Here is a 23032-nt window from a genome sequence, read left to right as displayed (position 1 = left end):
TACTAAGTCTCAAGACTTGGGAGAGTAGGTCACTGCAAGGTCTGCCAAAAACACATCGTCTCTTTACGATACAAAACAAACAAAAGGCCCGGTTCGAAAGAACCGGGCCTTTTGCGTTTACAGCCCAGATCACAAAACGAGCCTTCGGATTCGAGGACAAGCTCAAGTGGAAACCGACTTTTCCGCCGACTGCGGCAAGTGTTTTGCCCTTTGTTGCACCGCGCTGTCCTTTCAGCGCGGCAGTCAGTTCGGGCATGACAAGCTCGCCGGAGAACCCTGCCAGTATCTCGCGGGTGACTTCCGCTGCAAGATTCACGCCCGGCGTGAACAGCTAGGTTACGATGGCTGTGAGGCTTTTGACTGCCTAGGCGCCGGACAGCGGGCATCGGCGATCTTTGCGGGTGAGAATTGGCGGCGTGATCCGGCCGTTGCGCGGCGGCTTTATGCCAGTTTTTCGCTGCTGTTGCGTATCCAGGAAATGCGGCGGGCGCTGGAGACGGCGGCGGATCTCGATCTGCGCGCCGATCTCCATGATGAGCGGCTGGAGCTGCTCCGAACGCTTTCGGCCCAAGGCGAGAGCCGGCGCGAAGATATTGCTGACGAAGCGAGCCGGACCCTTAAGGAATGCCGCGCGTTCCTGAAGCGGCTAGCATCGGAGCTTGCGGCATAGGCGAGGAGGCCGGAGCGTGGCTGCTCCAATAAAGACTTAGAGATACGCGCCATAGATCGTGACAGGTCCTCCCCTGTGCTGCGCGGGCCTCTGACATTGACTGCTGTTGCGCATCCCGCAAATGCGACGAGCGCTGGAGGCCGTGGCGGTCTCGATGTCCATCCTCTAGCTGCATAAAAGTGGCTTGTCTTTCTTGGAGCACTTCCGACCTAGGGCAGAGGCTGGCGTGAAGATGTCCTCGGTGAGGCAGGCTGGAAGCTCAAGGAATGCCAAGCGTTTCTGACGCGACTGGCATCGGAGACCGGCGGCGTAGCGCGTGGGGTGGAGCGTGGCCGTGTTCGAACAAGGATCGGAAGGTTCGAGGCCAAGAATGATTGCCGGTGCAACGTGTTCCAAAGGCGTCTGGCATGTGCTGCTGTTGCGTGTCCAGGACATGCGGCGGGCGCTCGAGACTGAGGCAGATCTTGATCTGCGGGCCGATCTCCACGATGAGCGGCTAACCCTTCTCGATACGCTCTCGGCGCGGGCCGAGAGCCAACGCGAAGACGTTGCGAATGCAGCGAGCGGGACGCTCAAGGATTGCCGTGCGTTTCTGAAGCGACTGGCATCGGAGCTAGCGGTGTCGGCAGGAGACAGGGGCTGTGGGTTTCGGTTCGCGGTCGGGCGGACGCGCTGTGACGTCTGCAAGGCATCGCAGTATGCACAACTAGTCCGTGCTTGTTCTTCGCGCTTTCTCACCTCTGATGTGCAATCTCCAAATGCGGCAAACAAGGCGCTAGAGGGACGTCGAACGTCGCTGGGCGCGTGGCATCGGGGTGCGCGGCGTAGGCGGGTGACAGGATTGGTTGTTAGTCCCCAGCGCCCGCCGAGGGCACGCGATGACATATCACGGCCGATACGGAATGGTCCGGCTGCCGGTTGGCATCGAAATCCTTTCTCGCCGGGCAGCAGTTCGGATGTGCTGAGGCAGGCGGCCGCGAACCGATAGCAGCCAATGCCCGCTTGCCAGTGGTGCTTTCGTCGCTGCTACCTGGCAAATGCCCGTGACTGTACATTCATGCTGGTGCGAACAGCCCATCCACGATGGTTGTTAGTAGACCGTAATGCCCCCGGAGCAGGGCGAAAGTCGTTGGCCATCTCTGCGGCACGCCCTGACGCTGGAAGGCGACCATGTTGCAGAGGGTTGATGGCGATTTCTTCTGGTCTTCTTCTGCAAGAAATGCACAGGACGCGCTTGTGACGGCGTCCGGGTTCGACGTCACACGCAGATAGCCGTTAGGAGGATATGGCCACAGGTAAATAATGCGGTTTGTGCCCGCCGGGAATTTTCGTGCCGTCGGCAATTGTCGCACAGAGAGCGGGCCTGCGTGCAGTGACGCGGTTTAAGGTTCGGATACGTGTTGTTCCTAATGTGCGCGCGTGCCCTTTGCAGTCATTCGCATCACGGACCATGATCGGGAGCTTTGCGACGAGCACGGTATGGTCCTGATCCGCTCCCAGTTCGTTGATCTGCTCAAAGCCTGCTCCGGGTCTCAGGTGCTGCTGTACCAAAGTGTTCGACAATCCGAGAGGGCGAAGGTCCCAGTCGGCTATTTCGCTTCAGCTTCCATCGATAGTATTCTGCCCGGTGCCGATGGGTCGAGGCACGTGGTCTTCCTGAGGAACATTCAGAAACTCGATCGACAGTTCGACGAAGATATCGGCGATTCAGACCCCAGCGCAGAGGCGCAAGGATGGTTTGCTGCTGCCGATGTTCGCGAAGTCACCGAGGAGCACTATGCGCGGTTGATCTCGACTGCGTCCCAACCAAGATTTGTGATGCCTACCAGCGGAGACCGGGTCACTATTCCGCGCTTTCGCACGCGCCGTGAGCGCATGCGCGATCGAAAGTTCAGGGAGCGTGTTTACAGGGCCTATGCCGGCCGCTGTGCCATTAGCGGAGACACGCTCATGTCCTTGGACGGACTATGCGGTCTCGAGGCCGCACACATTGTACCAAGGTTGCTTTCGCCTCACGAACGGGCTTCGGCGGGCATTCTCCTCGCGCCGACCTGGCACTATCTGTTCGACTGCGGAAACATCGTCATTCATGACGATTTCCGCTGGTCGCCAGTGGTCGAAGATCGGAATACGCGGGGCATCGTGGATAGGCGGCTGTTTCTTCCGGCATTTCAGCATGACTGGCCTGATCTGGCGCTTCTTCAACAAAAACGCGCGCTGTTTGGCCGGTGAAGCCGAGCCTCCAACTTCCCAACCGAAGGGAGTTGCGGAGCATTACGGATGTCTGATGAAGCACAGGGCAAGGTACTGCAACGCAGAGGCCTCTGATCTTCAATTATTATAGCATGACGCCATCACGCCATAAAGTGACGGTTCCTGCGGAACATTACGTAGTGAGCTGGCAGAGAGGGTCGCTGCGGACGCGGGCACGCGGGAATATCGTGGTGCTTGGGGTTGACCTCAGGCCGAGGAGCGCCATGCTGAGGCCCATTTTGATCGTCATTGCGATGGCTATGCAGCTGCTCTTCCGTCTTTTCTTCTTCGTAATCTTGCTCGCAACGCCCGCGCTTGGGCAGGCGCCGGCGTCCACGAGTACACCAGCCGCCACCGAAACCACTGGCGCCGAATCAAGCCAGGTCGTCGATGATCTCGTGCGCATTCTTGAGGATGACACGGCGCGGGCGGCGTTGATCGAGCGGTTGAAGCAGGCGGCGCCGGCGGCGACCGAAGAGACCGCGACTGAGGAAATCCTGCCCGATCTCAGCATTGCACGGCAGTTGGCGGAATATACGCGCAGCGTGGCGCAGGGGGCGTCGGCGACGGTCCGGGCGGTCGGCGGGATTTTCGTCAACTTTCGCCAGGCGGTCGATGGCACGCTCAATGCGGACTATGAGATGCTCGGGGCGCTGGCGGTCAATCTGGGGATCGTGCTGACGGGGCTTTTTGGCAGTTTCTGGCTTTTGCGGCTGGCAACGCAACCGCTCATGGCGCGGATATCGCGCGGTGCGGCCAATCGCAATATCTGGCAAAAACTCGGGATCATTGCCGCCGGGACACTGGTCGATACGCTGAGCGTTATCGTGGCCTGGGCGTTCGGCTACGTGCTGGCGCTCAATTTCGGCACGACGCCGCGCGGCGAGATGGGCATCAATCAGAGCCTGCTTCTCAACGCCTTTCTCGTCGTGGAAGTGTGCAAGCTGGCGGTGCGAATTCTGCTGGCGCCGCGACATACGAGCCTGCGCTTCCTGCCGGTGACCGATGACAATGCGGCTTATTGGTCGTTCTGGTTGGCGCGGCTGGTTTCGTTGCTGGGCTATACTTTCATGTTCGTGTCGCCGATGCTGGCCTCGGCGATTTCTCCCGCGGCCGCCACGGCCGTGCAGATTCTGATCATGATTACGGTGGTGACCGTGGGCGTCATCATCGTCTTGCAGAACAAGGACGATGTGCGGGTCTGGCTTTCTGAACTCGCCGTGCGCCGGGGCAATGCCGGGCTCTGGCGTGTACTGGCCGCCGTGGGGCAGCAATGGCATGTTCTGGCAATTGCCTATCTGCTGGCGCTATTGGTTGTCTGGTTCGCCAATCCCGACGAGGCGCTGCCTTTCATGCTCGGGGCGACGGTGCAGTCGTTGCTGGCGATTGTCATCGGCTCGCTGATCGCCGGTTTCATCGGTCGTTTCGTCAATGTCGGCCTGCGGCTGCCGCCAGATATCAGCCAGCGCCTGCCGCTGCTCGAGAACCGGCTGCAGGCCTTCGTGCCGGCCGTCATGGCCGTGGTGCGCTGGGTGGTGATCGCGGGGGTGGTCATCTCCGTCGGGCAGGCCTGGCAATTGTTCGATTTTGCCAACTGGATCGGCAGCGACGAAGGACTGGGCGTAGCCGGGTCGGTGGTTTCGGCGGCGCTGATCGTGCTGATCGCCATTGTTCTCCACGTGGTGGTGGCGTCCTGGGTAGAATATCGGCTGAGCGCGAGTTCGGGTAAAGCGCCGACGCCGCGCGAAAAGACGCTGCTCAATCTGTTCAAGAATGCTTTTACGGTGGCGCTGGTGATCTTTGGCGTCATGCTGGCCCTGGCGCAGATCGGCGTGAATATCGCGCCGCTCCTCGCCGGTGCGGGTGTGGTCGGTCTTGCCATCGGTTTTGGCGCGCAAAAGCTGGTGCAGGACATCATCACCGGCATCTTCATCCAGTTCGAAAATGTGATGAACGAGGGCGATGTTGTGGAGGCGGCCGGGCGCTCGGGTGTCGTCGAAAAGCTGACGATCCGTTCGGTGACCATTCGCGACATGACGGGGACGGTACACCTGATCCCGTTCTCCTCGGTGGACCAGGTTTCCAATATGATGCGCGGTTTCTCCTTCTATATTTCGGAGGTCGAAATCGCCTATGACAGCGACATCGAGGGCGCCAAGCAAGCCATGCGCGATGCCTTTGCGCTGGTCATGGAGCATCCGGACTATAAAAATGTCATTCTGGACGATCTCGACCTGCAGGGGCTGATCGCCATTACGCCGGCTTCGGTGACACTGCGCTCGCGCATTAAAACGCTGGCGGGCAAGCAATGGGGCGCGGGGCGTTTTTATAGCGAAACGCTGATGCGGCTTTTTGGCGAGCGCGGCATTGAAACGCCGACGCCGAAGATGCGTTATGTGCCTGGCAAGGACGGGAAAAGCCTACCCGAACTGCCGCCGGTGGACGACGATCAGGGTTGAAATCATCGTGATCAGGCCAGGGCCTTTGCCTTAAGGTGATCTTAATCGGGTGCGTTAATTCTTTGATACGCGCGCCCGATGCTGTTCAGCCGGCGCGCCCGTGACTTTCAGGTAGCGCGTATCACGAGGCTCGACATGATCCGATCCAGCGGACTTTCCGCCTTTGGCAAAGCCATTGTGGCTTTTTCCCTTGTTCTTGGCATGGCTGCGCCGGCCCATGGCAATAGCGCCGATTTCGTGCGCGGCCTCTGGCCGGATGCGCAGGCCATTGGCGTGAGCCGGCAGGCGTTCGATGCCTCTTTTGCCGGCTATTCCCCGAGTTCCAAGGTGATGGAGTTGACGCGCAAGCAGCCCGAATTCTCCCAGACCGTGCAGCAATATATCGACAAGCGCGTGACCGCCGCACAGGCGGGCAAGGGCGCCGCGATGCGCAAGGAATGGGCGCAGACCCTGGCGGGGGCGCAACAGCGCTTTGGCGTGCAGCCCGAGATCGTGCTGGCGATCTGGGGCATGGAAACCAATTTCGGTGGCTTCATGGGTGGCAACAATACCATCCATGCGCTGGCGACGCTGACCGAGGGCGGATATCGCGCCGACTTCTTCCGCAAGGAGCTGCTTACCGCGCTGCGCATCGTCTCGGACGGGCATATTGCGCCCAACCAGATGGTCGGCTCCTGGGCCGGAGCCATGGGGCATACCCAGTTCATGCCTTCGAGTTTCATGCGCTATGCGATCGACTACAATGGCGACGGGCGCAAGGATATCTGGAATTCGGTGCCCGATGCGCTGGGTTCGACCGCCAATTATCTCAACGCCTTTGGCTGGCGACCGGGCGAGACCTGGGGCTATGAGGTCAAGATTCCGGCCGGTTTCGACTTTGCGCGCGCCCGACAGATGGAAAAGGCGCCGCTGAGCCAATGGCAGGCGATGGGGATTTCGCGCGTTTCCGGGCGGGCCTTTCCACGGGCGGGCGATGTGGGGCGGCTCTATATGCCGGCGGGCGCGAGCGGCCCGGCCTTTTTGCTTTTGCCCAATTTCGATGTGATCAAGCGCTACAACAATTCGGACAGCTATGCGCTCGCCGTGGGTCATCTGGCCGACCGGATCATCGGCGGCGGAAGTTTTGCGACGCCCTGGCCGACGGGAGACTATGCACTCAACAAGGCGCAGCGGGCCGAAGTTCAAAGCCTCCTGAGCCGCGCCGGCTATGATGTCGGGACGCCCGACGGCGTCGTCGGGCCCAAGACGCGGGCGGCGGTCATGGCGTTCCAGGCGCGGGCCGGATTGCCCGCGGATGGGCATGTTTCGGGGCTGCTGCTCGATCGGCTGAAGCGCTGATCATGGTTCTGGCGCTCCAAAGCGTGATAATCTGTTAACCTCTCGTTAACCTTTGGGGGCGCAGACTCCCGGGGCTTAAGTAGAGGGCAGGCCAGCGCCAAGGACGGTGCGCCTGCCCTCGCCCATTCCGGGCTGGAGCTTTCCCAATCTTTCCCGTCATGGCATGGACCACCGGGACAAACCCGGTGGTGACGATGGAAGAGAAGATTTCAGATCGCCGCCTTCATTCTCCCACGTCACAAAATGTCCGGCATTACTCCTCATAGTGCCGCCAATCTCCCAGCCATCATCAGTTTCGCAATGATCAGACTTCGTATTCTCTCCGCGCTTGTGGTTCTTGTCTCGCTGCTGCCTGTACAGGCCTTTGCGATTTCCATGATGGACCCGTTCAACCTGCCGACATCGATGGATGCTGGCACGTCCAAGATCGGGGACGCCATTCCCTATGCCGATGGGCCGCGGCACAAGCTCGACATTTATGGGCCGGAACAGCGCGGGGCGCCGGCGCCGGTGGTGTTCTTCATCTATGGTGGCGGCTGGAACCGGGGCGAGCGCAGCGACTATCAGTTTGTCGGCCGGGCCCTGGCCTCGCGGGGCTTTATCACGGTGATCGCCGATTATCGGCTGGTGCCGGAAGTGCGGTTTCCGGATTTTCTCTATGACAGCGCAGCGGCGATGCGTTGGGTACAGGACAATATCGCCAATTATGGTGGCGACCCCAATCGGCTGTTTCTCGCCGGGCATTCGGCCGGCGCCTATAATGCGGTGATGCTGGCGCTCGACCCGTCCTACCGGCAGGAATTTGGCGTGACCATGCCGATCCTGGCCGTTGCGGCGCTGTCGGGGCCCTACGACTTTTACCCCTTCGAATATAGCGAAGTGCAGGAGGCCTTTGGCTATGCCCCAAATCCGGAGGGGACGCAGCCGATCAACCTCATCACCTCGTCGGCACCGCCCATGTATCTGGCGAGCGGCACGACCGATCCGATCGTGCGCGTGCAAAATACCAATCATTTTGCCGAACGGTTGCGGGCGCAGGGTGTTTGGGTGACGACGCAGTATTATGAGGGCTTTGGACATATGGAGCCGGTGATCGCCATGGGCGCGCTCTGGCGCTGGCGCATGCCGGTGCTCGACGATATGGTCGGGTTCTTCCAGCGCTTTGGAGCTTTCCCGAGCGGGGTGCCCTATTTGGTGGCGACGCCGGAAGCGCCGGAACAATTGCCTGAGGCAATCGCGCCGATGGATCAGATCGTCTCGCAGCTTAATTCGATGTTCCAGCCGATCGAGGAGTGAGGCCGTTCCGTCGTCACCACCGGGCTTGTCCCGGTGGTCCATGCGGAGGCGAGATGGATGGCCGGGACAAGCCCGGCAATGACGACAGGAGGAGGAGCCGGTGCTGGCCTAGAAGCTTCAGTGCTGCGGTTCGATAACCACCGACGCAGCCGAGCGTTTGTTGGGGCCGTGGTAGACGGCTTCGATATTGTTGCCGTCGGGATCGATGACGAAGGCAGCGTAGTAGCCGGGGTGGTAGTCCCTTTCGCCCGGAGCGCCGTTGTCGGTGCCGCCGGCGGCGAGCGCGGCTTCGTAAAAGGCGTTCACGGTCGCCTGGTCCTTGGCCTGGAAGGCTAGATGGACGTGGCTTGGGAGAATGTCGTCCTCGGTCTCGTCGACGAAAAGCTCATCGATCTGGAACCAGTTCTTGCCCGAAGCGGTGATGGGGATGTTGAGAACGGCGAAGACGGCTTTGTAGAATTTCAGCGTCTTTTCGAAATCGTGCGCCCGCAGATGCACATGGTCGATCAGGCGGCCGGTGTGGAAAGCCATTCTTTGTCCCTTTGTGCTGGCCCGGGAATGGCGATCTATGCCATCCGGCCGCTCTCAAGATGGGCCCCGGCCTTCGCCGGGGTGACAGTCAGCGGTGGAACCGCCGGACAGCAAAACGCCCGGACGAGCCGGGCGTTCCTGGGGCTTTATTAGACATCGCTGGACGGAAACCGGTTTCCACTTTTCCGCGCGATGCCTAGATCGAAAATCGCCTATTCGGCTTCGTCGGCCGAGGCCGAATTGAGCTGGCCATACTTTTCCGGGCCGATCTTTTCGAGGAGATCGAGCTGGGTTTCGAGGAAGTCGATGTGACCTTCCTCGTCCGTAAGAAGGGCCTCGAACAGGTTCTTGGAGACATAGTCGCCAAGCTGTTCGCAGAGCTCGCGACTCGCCTTGTAGGCGGCGCGGGCATCATATTCGCCGGCAAGGTCGGCTTCGAGAACTTCCTTGATGGTCTGGCCGATTCTGAGCGGGGCCACGCGCTGCAGATTGGGATGACCTTCGAGGAAGATGATGCGCTCGATCAGCCGGTCGGCGTGATGCATCTCTTCGATGGATTCAGCGCGTTCCTTGGCTGCAAGTTTCTTGTAGCCCCAATCATCCAGAAGGCGGAAATGCACCCAATACTGGTTGACGGCGCCGAGTTCGAGAAAAAGGGCTTCGTTAAGCCGCTCGATGACTTGTGCTTCGCCTTTCACGACGTACTCCACTGCGTTGCTGCTTAAGCTTCTCCAGCCCAGTCTGGAACGTCAAAACGTCCCCAGGCGGATGGGCATGCTGGGCGTGATAATTCTCTGTGACCTGGACGATAATGTCCACCACATTCGGCACACAGCCCGCGCATTTCGCACGTCGGTTGAGCTCAGAATAGACCTTTGCGGGAACCACCAATTGCCATGGGTCTGCCTTGAGAAGATCCAGAACAATGTCCTCGATCTCTTGCGAGGTGATCATATTGCACTGGCAGACAAGCATTGGTGGGGCCGGAAAGTCGTCTCAACGGGCGGCAATAAACGCCCAACATAGTTGAATGTCAACATCATAAATTGCCGCAGCGCGGGCCTGCGAACCTCGGTGGGGCCGGGCCGCATCGCCGGTTCAGCTGCCCGCCAGGGGCGCTGCGTCCGAAAACTGGCGCCCTTTGGCAACCCCCTTGCCGTGTGCCCGTTAAGCACGGACGATTTCGGTTTTCGCGACGGGCACTTATGCAACAGACAGCGCCGCACCGCTTTCACATCATCCTCAATGCCAATTCCGGAACGGTGCTCGCGACCGGCATTTCCGTCGAAGCGCTCAAGGCGCTGTGCGCGGAAGCCGGGCTCGATGCCGAGGTGGATGGCGATGTGGAAACCCCGCTGATGCAGAGGGTGGAAAGAGCGGTAGAGGCCGGTGCCGAGGTGATCGTGGCGGCAGGCGGGGACGGTACGATAACGGCGCTTGCCGGCGCACTGGCGGGGACGGAAAGAGTGCTGGGCATATTGCCGCTCGGGACGGTCAATGCGCTGGCCAAGGATCTTGGCATACCGCTCGAGGTGAAAGCGGCCATTGCCGCGCTGGCCTCGGGCGTGACGCGGCAGATCGATGTGGGCGAGGTCAATGAGCGCGTCTTTCTCCATAAGGTGGTAATCGGGGTGATCCCGTCGCTGGCGGCGGCGCGCGAGCATATTCGCGGGCAGGGCACCTGGAGCTCAAAGTTTGCCTTCATGCGTTTCCTGCTGCACCGCTTGTCGCGGGCGCGGCGCATGGCGGTGGCGATCAACCCGGAGGATGGTCCGGAGCATATCGTGCGCGCCAAGGCCGTCGCCGTCGCCTGCAACGAGTATGAGCAGGGGCTGGGAAAGGTCTTTTCGCGTAGCGAGCTCGATGGCGGACGGCTCACCATTTATACGCTGAGCTCGTTGACGGTGGGCGATTTCGTGCGGCTGGCGAGCGGAATGGTGCTCGGCACCTGGAGGGATGCGCCGGCGCTGAGCATCGAATCTTCGCGCGCCGTGATCATCCGCAGCCGCAAGAAACTGCTCAAGGTGATGTTCGACGGCGAGGTGGAGACGCTGCATAGCCCGCTGCGCTTCAAGATAAGGCCACAGGCACTGACCGTGCTGGTGCCGGCCGGGACCGGAGACAATGCGCAAGGAGGGGCAGCATGAGGATCGTCCATATTTCCGACCTGCATTTTGGGCATCACGATCCGGCGGTATCGGCGGGACTGGCGCAGGATATCGAATTGCAAAAGCCGGACCTCGTTGTCGCAAGCGGCGATTTTACCCAGGTCGGCACCAAGGCCGAATTCATCGCGGCGCGAGAATTTCTGGACACGCTGACGGCCCCGGTCTTTGCGGTGCCCGGCAATCACGACGTGCCGGCGATCAACATTTTTCGACGGTTTTTAAATCCCTATGGGCTCTATCGGCGCTATATCGCGAGGGAGCTGGAACCGTTCCTCGAAATGGACGGCGTGGCGTTTGTCGGGATGAAGACCTCGCGGCGGGCGCGGCTCGAATGGAACTGGGGCCATGGGACGATTTCGGAAGATCAGCTCGAACATCTCGAAAGCCGTTTCGCCAAGGCCTCGCCCGATGCGCTCCGGGTGATCGTCGCACACCACCCGGTGATGTTTCCCACCGAGGCCATGGTGCAGCGCACCAAGCTCGTCAAACGGGCCGACGATGCCCTCGCGACGTTTTCGCGGCTGGGTGTGCGGCTGGTGCTCTCGGGGCACTTTCACCTCTCCTATGTGCGCAAGCACGAGCATCCCGGCGACATTAGGGAAGGCGCGCCCACCGGCATGCGGACGGCAGCGGCGGCGCCGATTCTCGTGGCCCAGGCTTCTTCGGCCATTTCGACCCGGCTGCGTGGCGAGCCCAATGCCTATAACCTGATCGACATCAGCCCGGAGAAAATCACCATCACGGTGCGCGAATGGCGCGACATGAAGTGGTTTACCCGCGAGAAGGCTTCCGAGCCGACGTGACGGGGCGGGGCGCATCCCGCCATTCGCCGGGCGCTAGGCCCTCCACCGTCCAATCGCCGATCTGCCAGCGCACGAGCCTGAGGGTCGGAAAACCGACGGCGGCGGTCATGCGGCGGACCTGGCGGTTGCGGCCTTCGGTGATGGTGAGGGAGAGCCAGGTGTCGGGAACGCTCTTGCGATAGCGCACCGGCGGGTTTCGGTCCCAGAGTTCAGGCGGGTCGATCAACTTTGCCTTGGCGGGAAGCGTGGGGCCGTCGTTGAGGATGACACCCCTACGCAGTTTTTCGAGGGCTTCTTCTGTAGCAGTGCCTTCCACCTGCACCAGATAGGTTTTGGGCAGCTTGAAGCGGGGCGAGGAAATCTCGGCCTGCAGTTTTCCGTCATCGGTGAGAAGCAGGAGGCCTTCGCTATCCTTGTCGAGGCGCCCGGCGGGATAGACTTCGGGCACTTTTACGAAATCAGCCAGCGTCTCGCCCGGATTGCCGCCGGAAAATTGCGAGAGCACGTTGAACGGCTTGTTGAGAAGGATGAGGCGGGCCATGGCGCAGTGATAATCGATCACGGCGGTGTTGACCACGCTCAAGCATTTGTTGGCCTGAGGTCTTTTGTTGGTCGCAATGGCTGGGCTAACATCGGATGGCGGCCTCAGTGTGCAGTTCTTTTGGGAGAGAGCGATGAAAGCGATCCGTACTTCGAGACGAGCCGTGTTGGTGCTGGCATCAGCCGGTGCTGTGCTGGCTCTGCCGGCAGCGCCGGTGCTGGCGGGCCCCGCCTTTGACGCCTGCGCCGCGGAGGCGTCGAGCCAATATGAGGTGGGGTTTGAATCGATCGGGCGGGAAACCTGGGACATCGACACCTCGGCCGCGATCAAGGCCTGCAGCGAGGCGCTGAAGGAAGAACCCGATTCAGCCCAGGTCAAGGGCTGGCTGGCGCGCGCTTACTTTGCCGATGGCGATACCGAGAAGGCCGTACCGCTTTTCCAAGAGGCGGCTGAGGGCGGCCATGTGATCGCGCTCGCCATCTATGGCGACATGCTGACGACGGGCGATGGCGTCGAGACCGACATGGAGCGCGGGGCGCAATTGCTGCTGGAGGGCGCCGAGGCCGGCTTTGCCCTGGCGCAGAACTCCATGGGGCTCTCCTATGATTTCGGCGAGGGCGTCGAGCAGGACTATGACGAGGCGGCGCGCTGGTATCGCGCGGCGGCCGAGCAGGGCATGGCCAAGGCGCAGTCCAATCTGGGGCTGATGTACCAGGAGGGCCTGGGCGTGCCGCGCGACTATGTGGCGGCGGCGGCCTGGTTCGAAAAGGCCGTGGCGCAGGGGGACGTGTCGGCGCAGGTCAATCTCGGAAAAGTTCTGCAGGATGGGCTGGGGCAAGATGTCGATATGGGCCGCGCCGTCGAGCTCTACCGGCTCGCTGCCGACCAGGGCGACATGTATGGCCAGAACAATCTGGCGTTCCTCCTGGAAAACGGCGAGGGCGTGGAGCAGGATGTGGCGGAGGCCGCGGAACTCTATCAACTGGCGGCCGACCAGGGCATGGCGCTCGCCAAGCACAATCTGGCGCTGCTCTATGAAGATGGGCGCGGCGTGAAGCAGAACTATGCCAAGGCGCTGCAGCTTTACGAGGAAGCGGCCGAGGGCGGGGAAATGCGCGCAGCGGTCAATCTCGGCCTCCTCTACATGGATGGGCTGGGGACCGAGGTCGACTATGCCGAGGCGCTGAAATGGACCCAGATTGCAGCAGACAAAGCGCAGCCGATCGGGCTCAATAATATGGGCCATATCTATGAAAACGGGCTCGGGGTCGACGTCGATCTCGACCGCGCCAAGAGCTATTACCAGCAGTCGGCGGATCTGGGCTATCAGCTCGCCGTGGACAATCTGGCGCGGCTCAATAGCGGTGGCAGTTCGGGTAGCGGCAAGACCAAGTCGAAGTAGGGTCTTGCGGAAATCGACAGAGGGGCCTCGGCTAGAACTCGCCGGGGCCTTCTTCTTTTTTGATCTCGCTTTCGGCCAGCTTTTTCCTATGCCGCGCGGCGATGACGGCGGCGGAAGCGGCGGTGCGGTGGGCGGTCGAGAAGAATTCGCGGTGGGCGAGGATCAGGACCGTGGCAAGGCAGGCGGCGACGGCCAGCCATTCGGAGATGAACCAGGCGACGGTGGCGACCGAGAAATAGTAGGCGCGGATGCCGGAATTGAAATTCTTGGCGCCGAGCGCGTTCATGCGGGTGATGGCGTCGATCTCTTCCTCAGAGGTGACCCGGTCATGTTCGAGGGCGCCGAGCATGATGCAATAGTGGTTGAACTGGCGCAGCGACAGGGTGAAGGCGAAGAAGGCCAGGACGAACATGGTCAGCATGACCATGAGGTGGATTTGCACGTCGGCGGTGGAGAAGGTGTGGTCGACCGAGATGGTATCGAGTGTTTCCATCAGCGTCGGCAATTGGCCGAAGACGGCGAAGACTGCGAGCACCAGCAGCACCGAAGTGGAGGCCAGGAAGCTCACCGAGCCCATGATATTGCCCGACAGGATAGCGTCGAAGGGGCTTTCGCGGCGCGTCGCATTGGTGACCCAGCGACGGCGCTGCATGTTCATTATGGTCGAGAGCGAGGGGCGGCGGCGCTCGATCAGCGGCACGATGAGATTATAGGCGTAATAGGCGACGAGCGGAAAAAGCGAAGTGAAAAGCGTTGCCGTCATGCCGGGCCCCCGAAGCGTTCCAACACAGTTTATAGCGGGCGCGGGTGGCGGCGGAAGAGTGCGTCGATCTCGCCGAGAACTTCGGGCGAGAGCGTCAGGTTTACCGCGCCGAGATCGACCGCCAATTGCTCGGTGCTGGTGGCGCCGATGATGGTCGAGGTCATGAAGGGGCGGGTGCGGCAGAAGGCGATGGCCATCTGGGCGGGGTCGAGGCCGTGTTTGTTGGCGAGGGCGAGGTAATCGCGCGTGGCGGCCTCGGAAAATTCGTTCTGGCGCCAGAACCCCTTCTGGTAGTCCTTGCGGCTGCCCTTGGGCGTCTGGCCGCCGAGATATTTGCCGGTCAGCATGCCGGCGGCGAGGGGGGAATAGGCGAGGAGGCCGACATCTTCGTGGTGGCTCAATTCGGCCAGGTCATGATCGAAGAGGCGACGGAGGAAATTGTATTCGTTCTGCACGGAAGCGAGGCGCGGAAAGCCCTTGGCTTCGGCGATGCGCAGCCACTGGGAAATGCCCCAGGTGGTTTCGTTGGAAACGCCGATGGCGCGGATTTTTCCTGATTTGACCAGTTCTCCAAGGGTTTCGAGCATGTCTTCGAGATTGGCGAGAATGTCGGCGGTGTCCTGCTTGTGCGGGGCGTAGCGCCAGTAGTTTTCGAAGTGATAGTGTCCGCGGCTCGCCCAATGGATCTGGTAGAGATCGATATAGTCGGTCTTGAGGCGTTTGAGGCTCCCGTCGACCGCGATGCGGATCGAGGCGCCGTCGGCGCGCTTGCCTTCGCGGAGGAACGCATTGCCGCCGCCGCCGATCTTGCTGGCGAGGACCCAGCTTTCGCGGTCCTTGTTGGCGGCGAACCAGTTGCCGATGATTTCCTCGGTGCGGCCCGAGGTTTCGGGGCTCCCCGGGACGGCATAGAGTTCGGCCGTGTCCATGAAATTGATGCCGGCATCGCGGGCCATGGCGATCTGGGCGTGGCCTTCGTCTTGCGTGTTCTGGCTGCCCCAGGTCATGGTGCCGAGGCAGATGTCGGTGACCTCGATGCCGGTACGGCCGAGTTTCTTCATTTCCATGGTGGGGCGTCCCAAAGTGCTCAATTGCAGCGGGCTGGACAGTAGATCGTCCAGCGTGCGGGACGGTAGACCGTTCAACACGAAGGGGAAAAGACGGGAACCGCGTTCGTAGAAGTTTTCCACATGCCTTGCGCTGCAAAGCCCTGATTTTCCTGATGTTGGGGCCGGATGTCAAAAAACCGTCACCCGCGCCGCTTTGGGGGTTGAGGTCTTGGAAACTACCCCCTATATAGCCCTCACACCGCGCCGAGGCGCAGTGATTGACGCGGGATGGAGCAGCCCGGTAGCTCGTCAGGCTCATAACCTGAAGGTCGCAGGTTCAAATCCTGCTCCCGCAACCAATAAAGGCCCACAAGACAATTCGTCTTGTGGGCCTTTACCTTTTTGGGCCATGTGTTTCGCTGATCTGTGGCAAAGGCCTGTTGCTTCGGCTAAGGGATGGACAGTCTCGAATAAAAGCGCGGGTCCGTTCCTTGTCAGCCATTGTTCCTGTCATTCTCGCCGGGGGTCAGGGGACCCGTCTGTGGCCGAAGTCGCGTTCGGCGCGGCCCAAGCAGTTCATCGATCTCGTGGGGGAGACGAGTCTCTTTCAGCAGAGTCTGGAGCGCGTGAAGGATGCCGGGCGCTATGGGGCGCCCATCGTCATCACCAATGCCGAATATCGCTTCCTTGTCGCCGAACAGGCGCAGGAGCGGGGGATTGCGCTGGGGGCGATTCTACTCGAACCCGTGGCGCGGAATACGGCGGCGGCAATTGCTGCGGCAGCGCTGGTGGCGGTGAGCCAGGATGAGAATGCCGTCATTCATGTGCTGGCATCGGACCATCTGATCTCGGCCAGTGCCGAATATTTTGGTGCCGTAGACAATGCTGCGCTGGCAGCACGGGACGGGAACCTTGTCACTTTCGGCATTACGCCTGACCGGCCGGAAACCGGCTATGGCTATATCGCCATTGGCGAGGCACTGCGCCATGGCGCGCACAAGGTCGGGGCATTCGTTGAAAAGCCCAATCTTGAAAAGGCAGAGGCCATGCTGGCCCAGGGTGGTTTTGCCTGGAATTCGGGCATGTTCATGCTGCCGGCAAAACTGTTCCTCGCTGAATGCGAAAAGCTCGCGCCCGAAGTCTATTCTGCGGCGCGTGGCGCAGTGGCCGGGGCCAAGAGCGATCTCGATTTCATCCGGCTCGATGAGGCGGCGTTTGCGGCCTCGCCCAATATTTCGGTCGACTATGCGATCTTTGAACGCACCGACAAGGCGGCGGTGCTGCCCGTGTCGTTCGAATGGTCTGACCTCGGCGCCTGGGATGCAGTGTGGAAGGGGCAGAGCCGGGACGCGGCTGGCAATGCCGTTTCCGGGCCGGCGATGATTTCCAATTCGACCAATTCGCTCATCGTTACCGAGACGGCGCATGTGGTCGTCGATGGGCTCGATGATGTGGCTGTTATCGCCACGGAAGATGCGGTTTTCGTCGGGCGGTTGAGCCAGGCGCAGAATGTCGGGGCGATAGCCAAGGCGCTGAAGGCCGATGCGGCGACGCGGGCGCTGACCGAGACACACAAGACTTCCTATCGGCCCTGGGGCGGGTATTCGTCGATCCTGATGGGTGATCGGTTCCAGGTGAAGAAGCTGTTTGTGAAACCTGGCAAGAAGCTGAGCCTGCAAAAGCATCATCACCGGTCCGAGCACTGGGTGGTGGTGCGGGGCACGGCGGAGGTGACGGTGGATGGTCAGGTGACCATGCTGAGCGAGAACCAGTCGATCTACTTGCCGCTCGGCTGCACGCATCGGCTGGCCAATCCGGGCAAGATCGAGCTGGAGCTGATCGAGGTGCAGACCGGGTCTTATCTCGGCGAAGACGATATTATTCGCATTGAGGATGAGTTTGGGCGGAACTGATTAGCTTCGCCAGCGTCAACCACAGTGTCATCCCCGCGAAAGCGGGGATCTCCGTTTCTGAAACAGGGATTCCCGCTTTCGCGGGAATGACACCGTGGAACATGCGACGCGCTGACGCCGTACTTCAGCAGGCGACGACATTGACGGCCAGGCCACCCTGGCTGGTTTCCTTGTATTTTTCGCTCATGTCATTGCCGGTCTGGCGCATGGTTTCGATGCAGGCGTCGAGAGTGACGGCGTGGATGCCGTCGCCCTTGAGGGCGAGTGAGGCGGCGGTGACGGCTTTTACGGCGCCAAAAGCGTTGCGCTCGATGCAGGGGATCTGGACGAGACCGCCGACGGGGTCGCAGGTCATGCCCAGGTGATGTTCGAGAGCGATTTCGGCGGCGTTTTCGATCTGTTCGGGCGTGCCGCCGTGAATGGCGCAGAGGCCGGCGGCGGCCATGGACGAGGCGGAGCCGACTTCGCCCTGGCAACCCATTTCGGCGCCGGAAATGGACGCGTTATGCTTGAGAATGCCGCCGATAGCGGCGGCGGTGAGGAGAAAATCGTGCACAGCGGTGCGGCCCATGCCGGGCAGGAATTGCGTGGCATAGCGCAGGACTGACGGAATGACGCCGGCAGCGCCATTGGTGGGCGCGGTGACGACGCGGCCGCCGGCAGCGTTTTCCTCATTGACCGCCATGGCAAAAAGGCTGAGCCAGTCATTGCCGCTTAAGGGGTCGATCTCGTTGCGACGCCATTTTTCGGAGAGCTGCTCGTGCAGCGCCTTGGCGCGGCGGCGAACCTTTAAGCCACCGGGCAATTGCCCATCCTGGGTGAGGCCGCGGTCGATGCAGCCGGACATGGCGGTCCAGACTTCGTCCAGGTCCTTGTCGAGCTTCTGGCGCGAAAGGCGCACTTCCTCATTGGCGCGCTTCATGGCGGCGATGGAAAGGCCGGAGCGTCTGGCCATGTCGAGCATTTCGGCCGCATTGGCGAAGGGCCAGGGCACGTCCTGCTTGATGGTGGGGGCGTCCTTGAGTGCAGTCAGCTCGTCCTGACTGACGACAAAGCCACCGCCGATGGAGAAATAGACCCGGCGCAGCAGCAATTGGCCGTCGCCATCGAGAGCGCAGAACTGCATGCCATTGGGGTGGCCGGGGAGCGGCGTGCGCGTATCGAGCACGAGATCGACGGCGGGGCGGAAGCGATAGGCTGGGTGGCCAGGCGGCTCGATCTGACCGGTCTCTCGAATTCTTGCGACGATCGGCTCCATCTGGTCGGGATCGACATCGCGCGGGTTTTCTCCGGCGAGGCCGAGGATGACGGCGCGGTCGCTGCCATGACCGATGCCCGTATAGGCGAGGGAGCCGTGGAGGCTCGCGGTAATCGCGGCAGGCCGGGCCTGTCGGGCGCGGGGCCAGTTGCCCTCGCGCAATTCATCGAGGAAACGGCCGGCAGCAGACATCGGGCCCATGGTGTGGGAACTCGATGGTCCGATACCGATCTTGAAGACGTCAAAGACAGACAGGAACATGGCCCATCATACTCATTGTTCCAGAAGCGGCAACAGAGCGTGGCAGGGAAGCGCAATTGCGTTCGGGCCGAACATGCCGATATCGCTGGGAGCAAGAGCAAGGAGACGCGTTATGACCGCATATCAATTCCGTTCTGCCGAAGGTGCGGCCGCCGACGCGCCGCTGATCTTCCTGTTCCATGGCACTGGCGGGGATGAAAACCAGTTCTTTGATTTCGCCGCTGAGCTCGTACCCGGCGCGGCGCGAGTGGCGCCGCGTGGCGATGTCAGCGAGCAGGGCGCGCTACGCTATTTCCGCCGCACCGGGGAGGGCGTCTACGACATGGCCGATCTCGCTCAGCGCACCGCAGCGATGACCGCGTTTTTGCGCGCGGAAGTGGCCAGGCGCCGGCCGGCAAAAGTGCTGGGGCTCGGCTATTCCAACGGCGCCAATATTCTGGCCTCGGTGCAGTTCGGGGCGCCGGACCTGTTCGACGCCACCGTGCTCATGCATCCGCTCATTCCCTTTGCGCCGCCGGTGGCCGACTTTACGGGGCGAAAAGTCCTCGTGACGGCAGGACAATATGATCCCATAGCACCGGCAGGGTCGAGCCAGGCGCTGGCCGACTATTTCACCGCCAATGGCGCCAGCGCCGAAGTGGTCTGGCACAATGGCGGGCATGAAATCCGGCGCGAAGAACTGCTGGCGGCGCAGACGTTTTTACGCACTTAGTTATTTGTTTTTTCCTGCCCCATCGGCCTATTAACGAAGTCTAGAGGCCCGCGCCGCGATAGTGACGGGTGGGCCTCAGCCATTCTGCCGTCATGGGTCGCCGCATATGTCGCTTCTTCGCCTCTTCACCGACAGTCTGCGCGCCCGCGTGTTGCTGCTGGTGTTGCTCGGTTTCGCCAGCGTTGCCGTGCCGGCTTTTTTTGCTTTCCAGTGGGTCGTCAATTCGACCGTCGTGCAATTGGGTACGCTCTTTGCCGAAAAGCAGGTGCTTTATGACCGGCATCGCGGGCTCGGCACGCTGGTGCGCGAGGTATCGCTCGCCGAAGCGCTGGCGGGCAGCCAGGCGGTGCGCGACTGGGCGCAGGACGAAACCAATCCCGAACGCCGGGCACGCGGCATTGCCGAACTGGAGCACTATCGGCGCTACTTTGCCGATGGCTCCTATTTCTTCGTCGTCGCGGCCTCGGGAAACTACTATTTCAACGATAGCGCCAATGCCTATGCGGGCAATCAGTTTCGCTACCGCTTGCGCGAGGAAAACCCGGACGATGCCTGGTATTACTCGACGTTGGCTTTGGGCGAAGGGTGCCATCTCAACGTCAACAATGACGCCAACCTGAAGGTCACCAAGGTCTGGATGAACTGCGTGATCCGCGAGGGGCGCGAAGTTCTGGGGCTCCTGGGGACCGGCATCGATCTCACGTCCTTCATCCAGGAAGTCGTCAATGTGCCGCAACGCGGCGTCACCTCGATGTTCGTCGACCGGCAGGGGATGATCCAGGCGCACCGGGACGAGACGCTGGTGAGTCTCGCTAATTTCGGCGATGAGGTCGGCAGCAAGCGATCTGTATTTTCGCTGGTCTCGGGGTCGGGGGATGCGACGACGCTGCAAAGGCTCTTCGACGATGTGACCGGGGGCGACATGCTCGCCGATTCCGCCTTTGTGACGGTCAATGGCAAGGAAACGCTGGTGGGCGTCGGTTATCTCGACAAGCTCGGCTGGTACAATGTCACCTTCATGGACATTGATACGATCATCGACCGTCGGTTGTTCGTGCCCATCGGGCTGCTTCTCGCCACCATGATGGTGGTGGTTGCGGTGGTGCTGGTGCTGATGTTCCGGAACCAGGTGCTCGACCGGCTGACCAAGCTCGAACATGTGGTGCGCAAGGCACGTGCGGGGGATTATGGACCGGCGCTGAGTATGGGGGCGGGGCGACAGGACGAAATCGGGCGGCTGTCATCGGCGCTGACGCAGATGGCGGCGCGGGTGGACGACCACACGCGGCTGCTCGAAGCGAGGGTGCGCGAGCGCACGCAGGAACTTGAAAGCCTTGCCTTCCGCGACGGGCAATCGGGCATTCTCAATCGCCGCGGCTTTGCGGCCGCCCATGGCGATCTGGCGGCCAGCAGCGCCGGCTACGGCATTCTTCTCGTCGATGTCGACCATTTCAAGCAGATCAATGACAGCCACGGCCATGCGGCCGGCGACCTCGTCATCGTTGCGGTGGCGCGGCGTATTCAGGAGACGGTGGGGGCCGGGGGGGCTTGCGCACGCTGGGGCGGCGACGAATTCATCGTGCTCTTGCCCGATTGCCGTCCGGGAGAACTGCGTGCGCGCGCGCATGACATCATGCGGGCGGCGATCGGCGAACCGATCGCCACGACCCCGGGACGCTCGATCGTGGTGTCGCTCAGTATCGGGGCGTGCCTTGCCGAAGGCGGGGACAAGCTCGAAGTCGCGACCGACATGGCCGACGCGGCACTCTATACCGCCAAGCAAGCGGGGCGCGGCCGGGTCGTGGTGTTCGACAAGGACATGCGGCCGGACCCTCGCCGCAACGTCGCCTGACTTTCGCACATATAGATCAAAACTTGACGCCCGGCTCGATTGGGGCCAACCGGGTATTGCCAATTTTTGAAGGGATGAGAGATGTTTCGCTTCGCCTTGCTGTTCGCCATGGCTTTCTTTGCAAGCTTCAGCCTGCCGGCGGTGGCGGCGAGTTTCGATTGCGCCAAGGCCGCAACGCCCTTCGAGCACGCAATCTGCGACAGTCCCGAGCTTTCGAGGGCCGATGATCGGCTGGCCAAGACCTATCAGACTTCCATTGGCGGGCTTTCGGAAGCAGCCCTGGCTGATGTTAGGGGCGATCAGCGGGCCTGGCTCGATTTTGCGCGGCGCGCCTGCGCGCCCGATGCCAAGCCGATGACCAGCGGCAGCTATGACGAGAATCGTCTGCGTTGCCTGATCAATGTCTTCAATAGCCGCAGCTCTGCGCTCGAAGACAGCCGAATGATCAATGGCCGGCGCTTTTATATGCGGGCCTTGTTTGCCGCCATGCCCGATCCCGATGCGGAAAATGCCGATGCCTTCTGGGCTGTTGCGCAGCATGAACTGAGCTATGTGCAGGTCGATTCCGCTGAGCCGTTTGCCGCGGCCTTCAATGCCTATGTCAAGGAAGAGGCGCTGAAGCTGTCGGGGGTTTTTGGTGCCAATGGCGAAATCAATGATGACGGTTCGAGCGATACCAGCAATTCGATCAGCGTCGCCGAGGCCAGCGGCAGCCGGGTCGATCTCAATGTCGGCACCTATTGGTATGGGCATGGCGCAGCGCACGGAAACTACTCCAAGACCTATCTGCACTACCTCGTGCATGAAAACCGGCCGCTGGCGGCACGCGATATCTTTACCGGCAAGCGTTGGCAGGCCGGGTTGCTCGACCTGACCGTCGAAGCCCTGAAGGCCGAGCATGGCGACGCGCTGATGCTCGACGATACCAGCTACATTGCCGATGCCGTCACGGATCCCGCGCGCTGGGACCTTTCCGATCCCTATGCGCTGATCCTGCAATTCCAGCCCTATGAAGTTTCGGCCTATGCCTATGGCGCGCCGACGGCGCGGATCAGCCTTGAAAAGCTGGCGCCCTATGTCTCAGAGGATTCGGACTTCTTCCGCTACTAGTGCGCGAGTTCTGGAAAGAGGCTGCGTTCGGAGAGAAACGGGTGGACGGCAAGGGCGGCCTTGATGGCGACCAGGGCTTCGTCCCGCCGGCCCATGGTGTGGTATATGAGGACACGGCCGGCGAGGGCGCCGAAGTGGCGGGGCTCGCGGGCGAGGGTCTCGCTGATATCGGCGAGGGAACCCTCGTAGTCGCCATTGAAGAATTTTGCGGTGGCGCGCAGGTTCCAGCCTTCGGGATAGTCCGGATAGTCAGCGATCAGCGCGTCGATCAGGGGTATCTGTGCGCCGGGACCGCCGAGGCCGAACTGGCTGATGATTGCGGCAAAGCGGGCGGCAACCATCTTGTCGTCGGGCGCCGTCCAGAGTGTCCAGATTTCCTCGGCAATGGCACGGGCGGTGGCTTCGTCGGGCGCGATTCTGAGGTTTTCGAAGAGGATGTCGAAGCTCGCCTCCTCGTCTTCGCTCCAAAAATTTGATTGGGCCAGCACGATCTGGGCCGGCGTCACGGCCAGCAGCATTGCGGCAAGCAGGGGGCGGACAAAGGGGCGCATGGACGAAGCTTACGCCTTCTGTGGGCGAGGACAAGCGGGAGCGCGATTGACAGAGCAGCCGGCCTCGGCATGCTGAGGAGGCAATTGCCAAAGGGACGACCA

General features: G+C 61.4%; 19 protein-coding genes and 1 tRNA gene. 13 read left to right on the top strand and 7 right to left on the bottom strand.

What is annotated here, in order from left to right; all coding sequences use genetic code 11:
• Positions 1-166: 166 nt before the first annotated feature.
• The 5 genes from J7557_RS15625 (at position 167) to J7557_RS15605 (ending at position 8016) form a co-directional block, all read left to right on the top strand.
• Complete coding sequence (locus J7557_RS15625; protein WP_291420962.1) at positions 167-670, top strand: hypothetical protein; 504 nt, start codon at positions 167-169, stop codon at positions 668-670.
• 1479 nt (positions 671-2149) lie between these two features.
• Positions 2150-2902: an HNH endonuclease gene (locus J7557_RS15620; protein ID WP_291420961.1), complete on the top strand. Its 753-nt coding sequence runs from the start codon at positions 2150-2152 to the stop codon at positions 2900-2902.
• 245 nt (positions 2903-3147) lie between these two features.
• Positions 3148-5382, top strand: coding sequence for a mechanosensitive ion channel domain-containing protein (locus J7557_RS15615; protein WP_291420960.1), 2235 nt, complete (start codon positions 3148-3150; stop codon positions 5380-5382).
• 135 nt (positions 5383-5517) lie between these two features.
• Positions 5518-6720 (top strand): lytic murein transglycosylase, encoded by a 1203-nt coding sequence (locus J7557_RS15610; RefSeq protein WP_291420959.1) that lies wholly within the window; start codon positions 5518-5520, stop codon positions 6718-6720.
• A gap of 300 nt (positions 6721-7020) precedes the next feature.
• Positions 7021-8016, top strand: a complete 996-nt coding sequence (locus tag J7557_RS15605; protein ID WP_291420958.1) for an alpha/beta hydrolase — start codon at positions 7021-7023, stop codon at positions 8014-8016.
• A 117-nt stretch (positions 8017-8133) separates the two neighbouring features.
• Here J7557_RS15605 and J7557_RS15600 read toward each other — a convergent pair whose 3' ends face one another.
• Both J7557_RS15600 and bfr read right to left on the bottom strand, forming a co-directional pair.
• Positions 8134-8547, bottom strand: coding sequence for a VOC family protein (locus tag J7557_RS15600; protein ID WP_291420957.1), 414 nt, complete (start codon positions 8545-8547; stop codon positions 8134-8136).
• Between the two features lie 212 nt (positions 8548-8759).
• Entirely contained in the window at positions 8760-9245 is a 486-nt protein-coding gene (gene bfr, locus J7557_RS15595; protein ID WP_035086236.1) for a bacterioferritin, read from the bottom strand.
• 507 nt (positions 9246-9752) lie between these two features.
• Between bfr and J7557_RS15585 the strand changes: the two genes are divergently transcribed.
• Entirely contained in the window at positions 9753-10694 is a 942-nt protein-coding gene (locus J7557_RS15585) for a diacylglycerol kinase family protein (RefSeq protein WP_291420956.1), read from the top strand.
• Positions 10691-11518, top strand: a complete 828-nt coding sequence (locus J7557_RS15580) for a metallophosphoesterase (RefSeq protein ID WP_291420955.1) — start codon at positions 10691-10693, stop codon at positions 11516-11518. Before J7557_RS15585 ends, J7557_RS15580 begins: the two co-directional genes overlap by 4 nt.
• Here J7557_RS15580 and J7557_RS15575 read toward each other — a convergent pair.
• Positions 11487-12095 carry a pseudouridine synthase gene (locus J7557_RS15575; RefSeq protein WP_291420974.1) on the bottom strand — a complete coding sequence of 203 codons (609 nt, stop codon included), beginning with the start codon at positions 12093-12095 and terminating at the stop codon, positions 11487-11489. The genes J7557_RS15580 and J7557_RS15575 overlap by 32 nt on opposite strands.
• Before the next feature lie 97 nt (positions 12096-12192).
• Between J7557_RS15575 and J7557_RS15570 the strand changes: the two genes are divergently transcribed.
• On the top strand, positions 12193-13461 hold the full coding sequence (locus tag J7557_RS15570; protein ID WP_291420954.1) for a tetratricopeptide repeat protein: 1269 nt from the start codon (positions 12193-12195) through the stop codon (positions 13459-13461).
• A 31-nt stretch (positions 13462-13492) separates the two neighbouring features.
• Here the strand turns inward: J7557_RS15570 and J7557_RS15565 are convergent, their stop codons facing one another.
• Both J7557_RS15565 and J7557_RS15560 read right to left on the bottom strand, forming a co-directional pair.
• Complete coding sequence (locus tag J7557_RS15565) at positions 13493-14224, bottom strand: DUF599 domain-containing protein (protein ID WP_291420953.1); 732 nt, start codon at positions 14222-14224, stop codon at positions 13493-13495.
• Positions 14225-14253: 29 nt separating this feature from the next.
• Entirely contained in the window at positions 14254-15291 is a 1038-nt protein-coding gene (locus J7557_RS15560; protein ID WP_291420952.1) for an aldo/keto reductase, read from the bottom strand.
• A 264-nt stretch (positions 15292-15555) separates the two neighbouring features.
• Between J7557_RS15560 and J7557_RS15555 the strand changes: the two genes are divergently transcribed.
• Together J7557_RS15555 and J7557_RS15550 are read left to right on the top strand one after the other, a co-directional pair.
• Positions 15556-15632 (top strand) — tRNA-Met (locus tag J7557_RS15555).
• Between the two features lie 132 nt (positions 15633-15764).
• Positions 15765-17186, top strand: coding sequence for a mannose-1-phosphate guanylyltransferase/mannose-6-phosphate isomerase (locus J7557_RS15550; RefSeq protein ID WP_291420951.1), 1422 nt, complete (start codon positions 15765-15767; stop codon positions 17184-17186).
• 124 nt (positions 17187-17310) lie between these two features.
• Here J7557_RS15550 and J7557_RS15545 read toward each other — a convergent pair whose 3' ends face one another.
• The gene (locus J7557_RS15545) at positions 17311-18705 is read right to left on the bottom strand and encodes an L-serine ammonia-lyase (protein ID WP_291420950.1); all 1395 of its coding nucleotides are present in this window, start codon (positions 18703-18705) and stop codon (positions 17311-17313) included.
• Positions 18706-18817: 112 nt separating this feature from the next.
• On the opposite strand from J7557_RS15545, the gene J7557_RS15540 reads away from it, so the two are divergent.
• The 3 genes from J7557_RS15540 to J7557_RS15530 all read left to right on the top strand — a co-directional run bounded on the left by J7557_RS15540 (position 18818) and on the right by J7557_RS15530 (position 22379).
• Entirely contained in the window at positions 18818-19417 is a 600-nt protein-coding gene (locus J7557_RS15540; RefSeq protein ID WP_291420949.1) for an alpha/beta hydrolase, read from the top strand.
• Between the two features lie 106 nt (positions 19418-19523).
• On the top strand, positions 19524-21269 hold the full coding sequence (locus J7557_RS15535; RefSeq protein ID WP_291420948.1) for a diguanylate cyclase: 1746 nt from the start codon (positions 19524-19526) through the stop codon (positions 21267-21269).
• Between the two features lie 81 nt (positions 21270-21350).
• Positions 21351-22379, top strand: a complete 1029-nt coding sequence (locus tag J7557_RS15530) for a DUF3298 domain-containing protein (protein WP_291420947.1) — start codon at positions 21351-21353, stop codon at positions 22377-22379.
• On the opposite strand, the gene J7557_RS15525 is transcribed toward J7557_RS15530, so the two are convergent.
• Positions 22376-22930, bottom strand: a complete 555-nt coding sequence (locus J7557_RS15525; protein ID WP_291420946.1) for a hypothetical protein — start codon at positions 22928-22930, stop codon at positions 22376-22378. The two genes, J7557_RS15530 and J7557_RS15525, sit on opposite strands and share 4 nt — an antisense overlap.
• Positions 22931-23032: the final 102 nt, after the last annotated feature.

The sequence above is a fragment of the Devosia sp. genome (genome assembly GCF_017744655.1).
In the GTDB taxonomy this organism is placed as follows: Bacteria; Pseudomonadota; Alphaproteobacteria; order Rhizobiales; family Devosiaceae; genus Devosia.
This window is presented reverse-complemented; position numbering and strand designations above follow the sequence as displayed.

Coding starts and splice junctions, on each gene's coding strand:
- J7557_RS15525 (WP_291420946.1), bottom strand. CDS start 22,930: ATGCGCCCCTTTGTCCGCCCCCTGCTTGCCGCAATGCTGCTGGCCGTG.
- J7557_RS15610 (WP_291420959.1), top strand. CDS start 5,518: ATGATCCGATCCAGCGGACTTTCCGCCTTTGGCAAAGCCATTGTGGCT.
- J7557_RS15580 (WP_291420955.1), top strand. CDS start 10,691: ATGAGGATCGTCCATATTTCCGACCTGCATTTTGGGCATCACGATCCG.
- J7557_RS15540 (WP_291420949.1), top strand. CDS start 18,818: ATGACCGCATATCAATTCCGTTCTGCCGAAGGTGCGGCCGCCGACGCG.
- J7557_RS15570 (WP_291420954.1), top strand. CDS start 12,193: ATGAAAGCGATCCGTACTTCGAGACGAGCCGTGTTGGTGCTGGCATCA.
- J7557_RS15605 (WP_291420958.1), top strand. CDS start 7,021: ATGATCAGACTTCGTATTCTCTCCGCGCTTGTGGTTCTTGTCTCGCTG.
- J7557_RS15560 (WP_291420952.1), bottom strand. CDS start 15,291: ATGGAAATGAAGAAACTCGGCCGTACCGGCATCGAGGTCACCGACATC.
- J7557_RS15615 (WP_291420960.1), top strand. CDS start 3,148: ATGCTGAGGCCCATTTTGATCGTCATTGCGATGGCTATGCAGCTGCTC.
- J7557_RS15530 (WP_291420947.1), top strand. CDS start 21,351: ATGTTTCGCTTCGCCTTGCTGTTCGCCATGGCTTTCTTTGCAAGCTTC.
- J7557_RS15585 (WP_291420956.1), top strand. CDS start 9,753: ATGCAACAGACAGCGCCGCACCGCTTTCACATCATCCTCAATGCCAAT.
- J7557_RS15535 (WP_291420948.1), top strand. CDS start 19,524: ATGTCGCTTCTTCGCCTCTTCACCGACAGTCTGCGCGCCCGCGTGTTG.
- J7557_RS15600 (WP_291420957.1), bottom strand. CDS start 8,547: ATGGCTTTCCACACCGGCCGCCTGATCGACCATGTGCATCTGCGGGCG.
- J7557_RS15565 (WP_291420953.1), bottom strand. CDS start 14,224: ATGACGGCAACGCTTTTCACTTCGCTTTTTCCGCTCGTCGCCTATTAC.
- J7557_RS15620 (WP_291420961.1), top strand. CDS start 2,150: ATGGTCCTGATCCGCTCCCAGTTCGTTGATCTGCTCAAAGCCTGCTCC.
- J7557_RS15545 (WP_291420950.1), bottom strand. CDS start 18,705: ATGTTCCTGTCTGTCTTTGACGTCTTCAAGATCGGTATCGGACCATCG.